At 72.9% G+C, this 8,722-nt stretch carries 6 protein-coding genes; all 6 read left to right on the top strand.

Annotated features, from left to right (window positions below; translation table 11 throughout):
• Positions 1–398: 398 nt before the first annotated feature.
• The 6 genes from ACWEJX_RS36610 to ACWEJX_RS36585 all read left to right on the top strand — a co-directional run bounded on the left by ACWEJX_RS36610 (position 399) and on the right by ACWEJX_RS36585 (position 8,671).
• A complete protein-coding gene (locus ACWEJX_RS36610; protein ID WP_451611727.1) occupies positions 399–833 on the top strand; it encodes a VOC family protein in 435 nt (144 codons plus the stop codon).
• A gap of 130 nt (positions 834–963) precedes the next feature.
• On the top strand, positions 964–2,499 hold the full coding sequence (locus tag ACWEJX_RS36605) for a glycosyltransferase family 39 protein (RefSeq protein WP_451611726.1): 1,536 nt from the start codon (positions 964–966) through the stop codon (positions 2,497–2,499).
• Between the two features lie 373 nt (positions 2,500–2,872).
• Entirely contained in the window at positions 2,873–3,967 is a 1,095-nt protein-coding gene (locus tag ACWEJX_RS36600) for a UDP-glucuronic acid decarboxylase family protein (protein WP_451611725.1), read from the top strand.
• A gap of 251 nt (positions 3,968–4,218) precedes the next feature.
• Entirely contained in the window at positions 4,219–6,108 is a 1,890-nt protein-coding gene (locus tag ACWEJX_RS36595) for a glycosyltransferase family 2 protein (RefSeq protein WP_451611724.1), read from the top strand.
• 40 nt (positions 6,109–6,148) lie between these two features.
• Positions 6,149–7,171 (top strand): UDP-glucose 4-epimerase GalE, encoded by a 1,023-nt coding sequence (gene galE / locus ACWEJX_RS36590; protein WP_451611723.1) that lies wholly within the window; start codon positions 6,149–6,151, stop codon positions 7,169–7,171.
• Between the two features lie 54 nt (positions 7,172–7,225).
• A complete protein-coding gene (locus ACWEJX_RS36585; protein WP_451611722.1) occupies positions 7,226–8,671 on the top strand; it encodes a UDP-glucose dehydrogenase family protein in 1,446 nt (481 codons plus the stop codon).
• Positions 8,672–8,722 lie beyond the last annotated feature (51 nt).

The raw sequence follows: 8,722 nt of genomic DNA, 5'->3' as shown, positions 1-8,722 counted from the left end.
AGTCCCTCGTCATGAGGCCCGTGGCCGACGGGCGGGGGTCCGTCGGCGGAGACGGGCGCCGCCAGGACGGTCAGCACGGCGCCGGCCGCGAGGGCCGCGGCGACCGTCCTCCTGAGGACGCACCGGCCGGTACGGGCTGCGGGGAGGGATGCGGGCATGCGTGTGGCCTCCTCAGGCGGGGCGACGGCGCCCTCAAACGCGACAGTGGTCCGACGCACCCAGCATCGGTCCGCTCCCCGGTTGCCGCTGCTCCACCGCACGTGCCCCTACTCCATCCGGCCCTGTGGCGCGGCCCGGACGCACGGCACGGCGGCTGCCCGCGAGGGCGCGGCGCTGCCCTCAACCTGCGCTCCCTCACCGCCATCTGGGCCGCGCAGACCGCCTGCTACGGTGACCCGATGTCATCGATCAAGAAGTTCCAGGTCACCTTCGACTGCGCGGAAACCGTGCGCCTCGCTCTCTTCTGGTGCGAGGTGTTGGGGTACGTCATGCCGCCGGCACCGGAGGGGTACGCCACTTGGGACGATTACGCTCGCTCGGTGCCGGCCAAGGAACAGCCGCAGTATTTCGCGTGCACCGATCCCACCGGTGAGGGGCCGCGGCTGCTGTTCCAGCGCGTTCCCGAAGGAAAGGCCGTCAAGAACCGGGTGCACCTCGATGTGCGGGTCGGCACGGGGCTCGTGGGGGACGAGCGTCTGGCCGTCCTCGAGGCCGAATGCGCGCGACTGAGCGCGCTCGGCGCGGTGCACCTGAAAACGCTGTACGCCGACGAGGAGAACGAGTCCTGCATCAACATGCAGGACATCGAGGGCAACGAGTTCTGCCTCGACTGAGTCCCGTCGCACCACTCCCGGAGAGGCCCGGTCGCAGCACCGGGCCCCTCCGGCTCCGTTGAGGTGACAGAGGCTTCGACCGGAAGGGATGAAACGGGGCATATTATCCCGCGCCGCCTATGGTCCGAGCATGCACACGGCGCACTCTCCCGTCAGCACGCCCCGGCCCCCGTACGTTCCGGCCGGCGACCCCACGCCCCCGCCCGCCGCTCCGCCGAGCCGCCTCGCGGCCGCGGGCGCGGCCCTGGTGCCCGCCGCCGTCATGCTCGGCATCGGCCTGTGGGGGCTCGACCGCGGCACCATGTGGCGCGACGAGTCCGCGACGTTCCAGATCGCCCGGCGCTCGGTGCCGGAGATCTGGCGCCTCCTGGGCGGGCTCGACGCCGTTCACGGCGTCTACTACCTCCTCATGCACGCCGTCCTCGCCGTCCGGGCCGACGAGGTGATGCTGCGGGTCCCGTCGGTGCTCGGCGCGGCGTGCACCGCCGGACTGGTCGGCGCGATCGGCTGCCGGCTGGCGCGCCCCCGGGTGGGCCTGTGGGCCGGGCTGCTGTACGCGGTCACGCCGTTCGCGTCCTTCTACGCGCAGGAGGGCCGTTCGTACGCCCTGGTGGCGGCCGGTGCCGCTCTCGCGACCTGGTGTCTGCTGAACGCCGTCGAGCGCGACTCGTCCGGACGGTGGGCGGGATACGCGGCGGCCGTCGCCGGCACGGCGCTGCTGCACGAGTTCGCCCTGTTGATGCTGGTCGCCCACGGGGCCACGGTGTTGTCGGCCGCGTCCCGTCCAGGGGCCTGGCGGCGGTGGGCGGCGGCCGCCGCGGCGGCGGTCGTGCCGGTGGTGCCGCTCGCCGTGATCTCGTCGGGCCAGGGCGACCAGGTCGCGTGGATCCAGGAGCCGGGAGCGGCGGAAGTCCGGGTGCTCATCCAGCAGTTCGCCGGGCCTGACGTCCGGGTGCTCACGGCCGCGGCGGTGCTCGCCGGGCTCGCGGTGCTGCGACCGCCGCGCCGCACGGGCCTCGTGGGCCTGACGGCCGTGGCGCTGCCGCTCGTCGTCCTGCCGGTGGCGGTGCTCTTCGCGGTGTCGTCCGTGAGACCTCTCTTCGTCGACCGCTACCTGCTGTTCGCCTTCGCCGGCGTCCCGCTGCTGGTCGCCGCCGGCCTGGAGCGGGTGCTCGGCTCCCTGCGCGCCGCGCCGTGGCGACCGGTGGTGGCGGTGGCCGGGGTCGCGGCGGTCGCCGCCGCGTTCTGCTGCCAGCTCCCCTTCCACCAGCAGGAACGGGGCAGGGACGGCCGCATCGACGACCTCCGGGAAGTCGCCGCGTACGTGGCCTCCGAGACCCGGCCGAACGACGCGGTGCTCTTCGTACCGTCGTACCAGCGGCACATCTTCCTCAGCTACGACCGGGAGTTCGCCGGCCGCCGCGACATCGCCCTCAAGACGGGCGCGGCCGCGTCCGGCACGTTCTACGGCGAGGAGCTCGACACGGCACGGGTCGAGGAGCGGATCCGCGCGGAGCGGGAGGTATGGGTGGTGGCCTGGCCGAGCGCCTGGAGCGAGGAGTGGTTCCACCAGGACCCGAAGATCACCACCCTGCGGAAAGGATTCGACCTGGTCCGCAGCACGAGGCTGAAGAGCGCCCTGGTGCAGCTGTACGTACGCAGGTAGGCCGGCGCCTCGGCCCGGCGCCGGGCCGGGGCAGGCTGCCGATCGAGCGCATGAGCCCGAGAGGTGCGCGTGTTCGCGGTCGACCCACCGGGCGCACGGCGCCCGGGCTCACACGTGGGGGTGACGGTGGCGGGCAGCGCCACGGAGCGGCGCGGGGCATGCGGGGCGGGGAACACCCCGGGGAATCGAAAGGGGAAGGCATCGGCCGAACAGCCGAACAGTCGAATTGCCTCCGCAAAAATAAGCCCGTATGGACATACGCTTTTGCTGCGTTTTCCGAGAGTTCCGCTTTTCCGGCTCGTCCGGCCGGGTTTTCCGGCGGTTCACGCCGCAAGGCGGAAGGCCGTTCCACTTCCCATTCCTGGAGAAACACATGCGCGTTGCCGTGACCGGTGGCAGTGGTTTCCTTGGGTCACATCTGTGCGAAGCGCTCCTGCGGCGCGGTGACTCGGTGGTGTGCCTGGACGACTTCTCGACGGGCGACCCCGAGAACATCGCCCCGTTCCTGTCCCATCCGGGCTTCGAGTTCCAGCGCGCCGACGTGAGCGTGTCGGTGGAGGTCGCCGGGCAGGTCGACGCCGTCGCCCATCTCGCCTCCCCGGCCTCGCCTCCCGACTACCTGCGCAGGCCACTGGAGACCCTCAGGGTCGGCAGTCGCGGCACCGAGAACGCGCTCCGGCTGGCCCTGCGCCACGACGCGCGTTTCATCCTCGCGTCGACCAGCGAGATCTACGGCGATCCCCTGGTCCACCCGCAGGAGGAGGCGTACTGGGGCAACGTCAACTCGATCGGCCCGCGCAGCGTCTACGACGAGGCGAAACGATACGCCGAGGCGGTCTCCGCGGCCTACCGCCGTACCCACGGCCTCGACGTCGGCATCGCGCGCATCTTCAACACCTACGGGCCGAGGATGCGCCCGCACGACGGCCGGGTGGTGTCCAGCTTCATCACCCAGGCGCTGACCGGCGAACCCCTGACCATCTACGGCGACGGCAAGCAGACCCGCAGCTTCTGCTACGTCGACGACCTGATCCGCGGCCTCCTGGCGCTCCTCGACTCCTCCGAGATGGGTCCGTTCAACCTGGGCAACCCGGTCGAGCGCACCGTCTCCGAGCTCGCCGAGACGGTTCTCGCGATGACCGGCTCGCGTTCCGAGGTGAAGCACCACCCGCTGCCCGTCGACGATCCGGTCCGCCGCCGTCCGGTGATCACCCGGGCCCAGGAGGTACTGGGCTGGCAGCCGGAGATCGACATCACCGAGGGCCTGCGCAGGACCGTCGCCTATTTCGCCGCCCGTCAGGAGCGGCTCGGCGCGTCGGCCGCGGCGATCCGCGGCGGCCAGGACGAGACGGTGCCGCTGGCCGCGGTGACCGGTGCGGCCCCGGCGGCGCAGACGATCCCGGGCCCGGCTTCCGCGACCACCGGTGCGACGCCGGCGGCGGCCAGTCCGTCCGGCTCGGGCGGCTGACCCGCGGGGCGGTGGCGCCGGCCCCGTTCCCCCTCCCCGGCGGACCCGGCCGCGCGCCGCCCCGCCCTCCCGGAGAACCGTGTCGCGCCCGCTCCCCCTTCCAGCGGACCGGTCGCGTCCCGCCCCGCCTCGCCTCCCCAGCGGACCCGGCCGCGTCCCGCCTCGCCTCCCCGGTCGCCGGCCGCGCCGGTTCCCGCCGCCTCCTCCGCATCCCACGGTCCGCTGACGCACCGCCTGGAGAACTCGCTGACATGACGTCGTTGGAGCAAGGCCCCGCCCTGAGCATCGGAACCGTCCAGGATCCTCCCCGCCCCGCCCCCCTCCCCGGCTCACCGGAGGAATGGGAGGCGCTCGGCGCGGAGATCCGAGCCCTGTCCGACGGCTCCGTGGCCGCCATCGGCCCGGACGGCCCGGTCCTCGCCGGGCCGCCGCGCCGGCTCGACACACTTCCGTCGAGCTTCGTACGGGCCTTCTCGCGCTTCGACCGCGTCCTCGTCGTCCTGATGTCCCTCGGCTGGGCGGCCTGCCTGGTCTGGTTCTGGACCTGGTGGCTGCAGCCCTCCCACCGCATCGGCTGGCTCGGCCTCGTCGTCAACAGCGCGCTGCTGCTCTACCTGACCTACCTGCCGGTGCACTTCCTCGTCGCGCTGATCCGGATGCGCCGCTCCGATCCGGCCGTCGACGTGCCCGCGCTGCACACCGCCTTCGTCGTCACCCGCGCCCCCTCCGAGAGCTGGGACATCGCCCGCACCACCCTCGAGGCGATGCTCGACCAGGACTTCCCGTACGCCTACGACGTGTGGCTGTGCGACGAGGACCCGACCGACGAGATCCTCGGCTGGTGCCACGACCACGGCGTCGCGGTCTCCTGCCGGCGCGGCCGAGCCGACTACCACCGGGCCGAGTGGCCTCGGCGCACCCGCTGCAAGGAGGGCAACCTCGCCTTCTTCTACGACCACTGGGGCTACGCCCACTACGACGTGGTCGCCCAGCTCGACTGCGACCACGTCCCCGGGCCGCGGTACCTGGCCGAGGTCGTCCGCCCGTTCGCCGACCCGGCCATCGGCTACGTCGCGGCGCCCAGCATCTGCGACTCCAACGCCGCCGAGTCCTGGGCGGCCCGCGGCCGGCTCCAGCGTGAGGCCATGTTCCACGGGCCCGTACAGCTGGGCCACTCGGCCGGCCTCGCTCCCGTGTGCATCGGCTCCCACTACGCCGTCCGCACCCGGGCCCTGCGGGACATCGGCGGCCTCGGGCCGGAGCTCGCCGAGGACTTCTCGACCACCTTCCTGCTCAACTCCGCGGGCTGGCACGGCGCGTTCGCGATCGACGCGGAGGCGCACGGCGAGGGCCCGCTCACCTTCGGCGCGATGATCACACAGGAGTTCCAGTGGTCCCGCAGCCTGGCGGTGATGCTCCTGGGGATGCTGCCGCGCCACCTGGGCCGGATGCCCCTCAAGCTGCGCATGCGCTTCTCCGCCGCGCTGCTGTACTACCCGCTGCTGGCCGCGGCCACCGTCATGGGCATCGTGCTGCCGCCGCTCGCCGCGGTCACCGGCACGCCCTGGATCAACGTCAACTACCTGGAGTTCCTGGCCCACTTCTGGAGCATGTCCGTCTGGCTGATCCTGCTGACGCTGCTCTGCCGCCGCCGCGGACTGCTGCGCCCCAAGGACTCCGCCGTCTTCAGCTGGGAGATCTGGCTCTTCGGTCTCTCCCGCTGGCCCTACGTGGCCTGGGGCGTGCTCGCCGCCGTGCTGCAGAAGCTACGGCCCCGCCAGATCACGTTCAAGGTCACGCCGAAGAAGCGCGACGGCCTGGAGCCGCTCCCGCTGCGCACCGTCGCCCCGTACCTGCTGATCACGACGTTCCTGTCGGGCTCGGCGCTCGTCGGCCAGCTGACCGGCCCCGCGGTGGGCTATGTCTTCCTCTGCCTGCTCGGCTCCGCCTCCTACGCCGCGGTGACGCTCGCGATCGGCGTGCTGCACGTCAAGGAGACCGCACGCGCTACCGGAGTCCCCGTCTTCCGGGCGCTCGGCACGGCCGCGCTGCCGCTCCTCTGCGGCCTGCTGTGCCTGGCTCCCCTGGCGCTCGCCGCCGCCCTCTTCCCCACCTACCTCACCGGCTTCTACGCCTGGTGACGGCCCGGCCCGCCCGGCCGGTCGAGAAATGAGGTTCCCGATGCCCCGTACGGTCCTTGTCACCGGTGGCGCCGGCTTCATCGGCAGTCACACCTGTGTGGAGCTGCTCGGCTCCGGACACGAGGTCGTCGTCCTCGACGACCACTCCAACAGCTCCCCGGAAGCGCTCGAGCGCGTCGCCAAGATCGCGGGGCGTCCGATCGCGGCGGCCCATGTCGGGGACGTGCGCGACCGCCGGACCCTGGACGCCGTCTTCGGGCGCCACCCGATCGACGCGGTGATCCACTTCGCCGCGAAGAAGGCGGTCGGCGAGTCGGCGCAGATCCCGCTCGCGTACTACGACATCAACGTCGGCGGCACCACGGCCCTGGTCTCGGCCATGCACGACCACGGCGTGCACCGGCTGGTGTTCTCGTCGTCCTGCTCGGTGTACGGCGACACCACGATCGTCCCGCTGGCCGAGGAGTCCCCGGTCGCGCCGACGAATCCGTACGCCAGGACCAAGCTGACCTGCGAGCGGATCCTCGCGGACGCGTGCCGGCACGTGCCCGGGCTGCGGGTCCTGGCGCTGCGGTACTTCAACCCGGCCGGCGCCCACCCCAGCGGGCTGCTCGGCGAGGACCCGCACGGCGTGCCCGGCAACCTCATGCCGTACCTCGCCCAGATCGCCGTGGGCCGCCGCGAGGAACTGAGCGTCTTCGGCGACGACTATCCGACGCCCGACGGCACCGGGATCCGCGACTACATCCACGTCGTCGACGTCGCCGAGGGGCACCGCGTCGCCCTCGACCACATCGACGACGAGCCCGGCATGCGGATCTTCAACCTCGGTACCGGGCGCGGCGCGTCGGTCCTGGAACTCGTGCGTGCCTTCCAGGACGCGTCGGGGCAGCCGATCCCCTACCGCGTCACCGACCGCAGGCCCGGCGACGTCGCGGAGCTCGTCGCCGATCCGTCGAAGGTCCACAACGCCTGGGGCTGGGCCGCCCGGCACGACCTGGCCGCGATGTGCCGCGACGCCTGGCGCTTCCAGCAGCAGAACCCGTACGGCTACGCCCCCTGAGCCTCCGCCGAGCCCCCTCACTTCACCTCCCCCGCGCAGACAGGAGCACCACGCATGCGGTTGACCGTCATCGGTACGGGATATCTGGGAGCCGTGCACGCCGCGTGCATGGCCGACATCGGGCACGACGTCCTGGGTGTGGACGTCGACGCCGAGAAGGTCGCCGACCTCGCCGAGGGCCGTCCGCCCTTCTACGAGCCGGGATTCGAGGAGGTCCTGACCCGGGCCCTCGACTCCGGCCGCCTGCGCTTCACCACCGACCTGCGGGAGGCGGCGGCGCACGGCGAGGTCCACTTCGTCTGCGTCGGCACCCCGCAGCAGGCCGGCTCCCCGGCCGCCGACCTGCGGTACGTGGACGCCGTCGTCGACGGGCTGGCCCCGCACCTCTCCGCGCCCTGCCTCGTCGTGGGCAAGTCCACGGTCCCGGTGGGCACCACCGCCCGCCTGACCGCACGCATCGCGCGTCTGGCGCCTCCCGGCGCGTGCGCGACGGTCGCCTGGAACCCCGAGTTCCTGCGCGAGGGCTTCGCCGTCGAGGACACGCTGCGGCCGGACCGGATCGTCGTCGGCGTGACGGGTGCGGACGCGGACGAGACGCTGCGCCGCGTGTACGCCCCGATGCTGGCGGCGGGCACCCCGTACATCGTCACCGACCCGAACACGGCGGAGCTGGTCAAGTCCGCGGCCAACTCCTTCCTCGCCACGAAGATCTCCTTCATCAACGCGATGGCCGAGATCTGCGACGCCGCCGACGCGGACGTCGTCACGCTCGCCGACGCCCTCGGCCACGACACCCGGATCGGCCGCCGGTTCCTGAACGCGGGGGTCGGCTTCGGCGGCGGCTGCCTGCCCAAGGACATCCGGGCGTTCACGGCCCGGGCACGGGAGCTCGGCGTCGGGCCGGCAGTGGCGTTCCTCGACCAGGTCGACGAGATCAACCAGCGGCAGCGGAGCCGGACCGTGTCCCTCGCCCGGCGGCTGCTCGACGGCGACCTCACGGGTCGGCGCGTGACGGTACTGGGCGCCACGTTCAAGCCGGACAGCGACGACGTACGGGACTCGCCGGCGCTGGCCGTCGCGGCCGAGCTGCACCGGCAGGGCGCCCAGGTCCGGGTGCACGACCCGGAGGGCGCGGCGAAGGCCGGGCTCGCCCACCCGGAGCTGCGCTGCGGCGCGGACCTCCTGACGGCCTGCCGGGGCGCCGAACTCCTGCTGCACCTCACCGAGTGGGGGCAGTACCGCGAGCTGGATCCCGTCAAGCTCTCCCGGGTGGTCCGCACTCCGCTGCTGATCGACGGGCGCAACGCGCTCCCGCACGACGTGTGGCGCGCGGCCGGCTGGACCGTGAAGGCGCTGGGCCGTCCGGCGCCGCCGCCGGAGCGGCGCGGGACCACCGCCACCGCGGCCGGGCAGACGCGGCGGACCATCATCGCCTCTCCGGCGGCCCCCGGTCCGGAGGCGTCCGCGGTGCCGGCCGGCGCGGTGCCCGTCGGCTCCTGAGCCGGACGAACCGAACCGGGCCGGGGGCGGGCGCGCCCCGCCCAGCCGCCC

Source organism: Streptomyces sp. NPDC004788 (assembly GCF_053601115.1).
Note: the sequence above shows the minus strand (reverse complement) of the source record. Positions and strands in the feature narration are given on the sequence as shown.

Excerpts from the sequence above, each read along its gene's own strand:
- ACWEJX_RS36600 (WP_451611725.1), top strand. The coding sequence starts at position 2,873 with ATGCGCGTTGCCGTGACCGGTGGCAGTGGTTTCCTTGGGTCACATCTG.
- ACWEJX_RS36595 (WP_451611724.1), top strand. The coding sequence starts at position 4,219 with ATGACGTCGTTGGAGCAAGGCCCCGCCCTGAGCATCGGAACCGTCCAG.
- ACWEJX_RS36610 (WP_451611727.1), top strand. The coding sequence starts at position 399 with ATGTCATCGATCAAGAAGTTCCAGGTCACCTTCGACTGCGCGGAAACC.
- ACWEJX_RS36585 (WP_451611722.1), top strand. The coding sequence starts at position 7,226 with ATGCGGTTGACCGTCATCGGTACGGGATATCTGGGAGCCGTGCACGCC.
- ACWEJX_RS36605 (WP_451611726.1), top strand. The coding sequence starts at position 964 with ATGCACACGGCGCACTCTCCCGTCAGCACGCCCCGGCCCCCGTACGTT.
- galE (WP_451611723.1), top strand. The coding sequence starts at position 6,149 with ATGCCCCGTACGGTCCTTGTCACCGGTGGCGCCGGCTTCATCGGCAGT.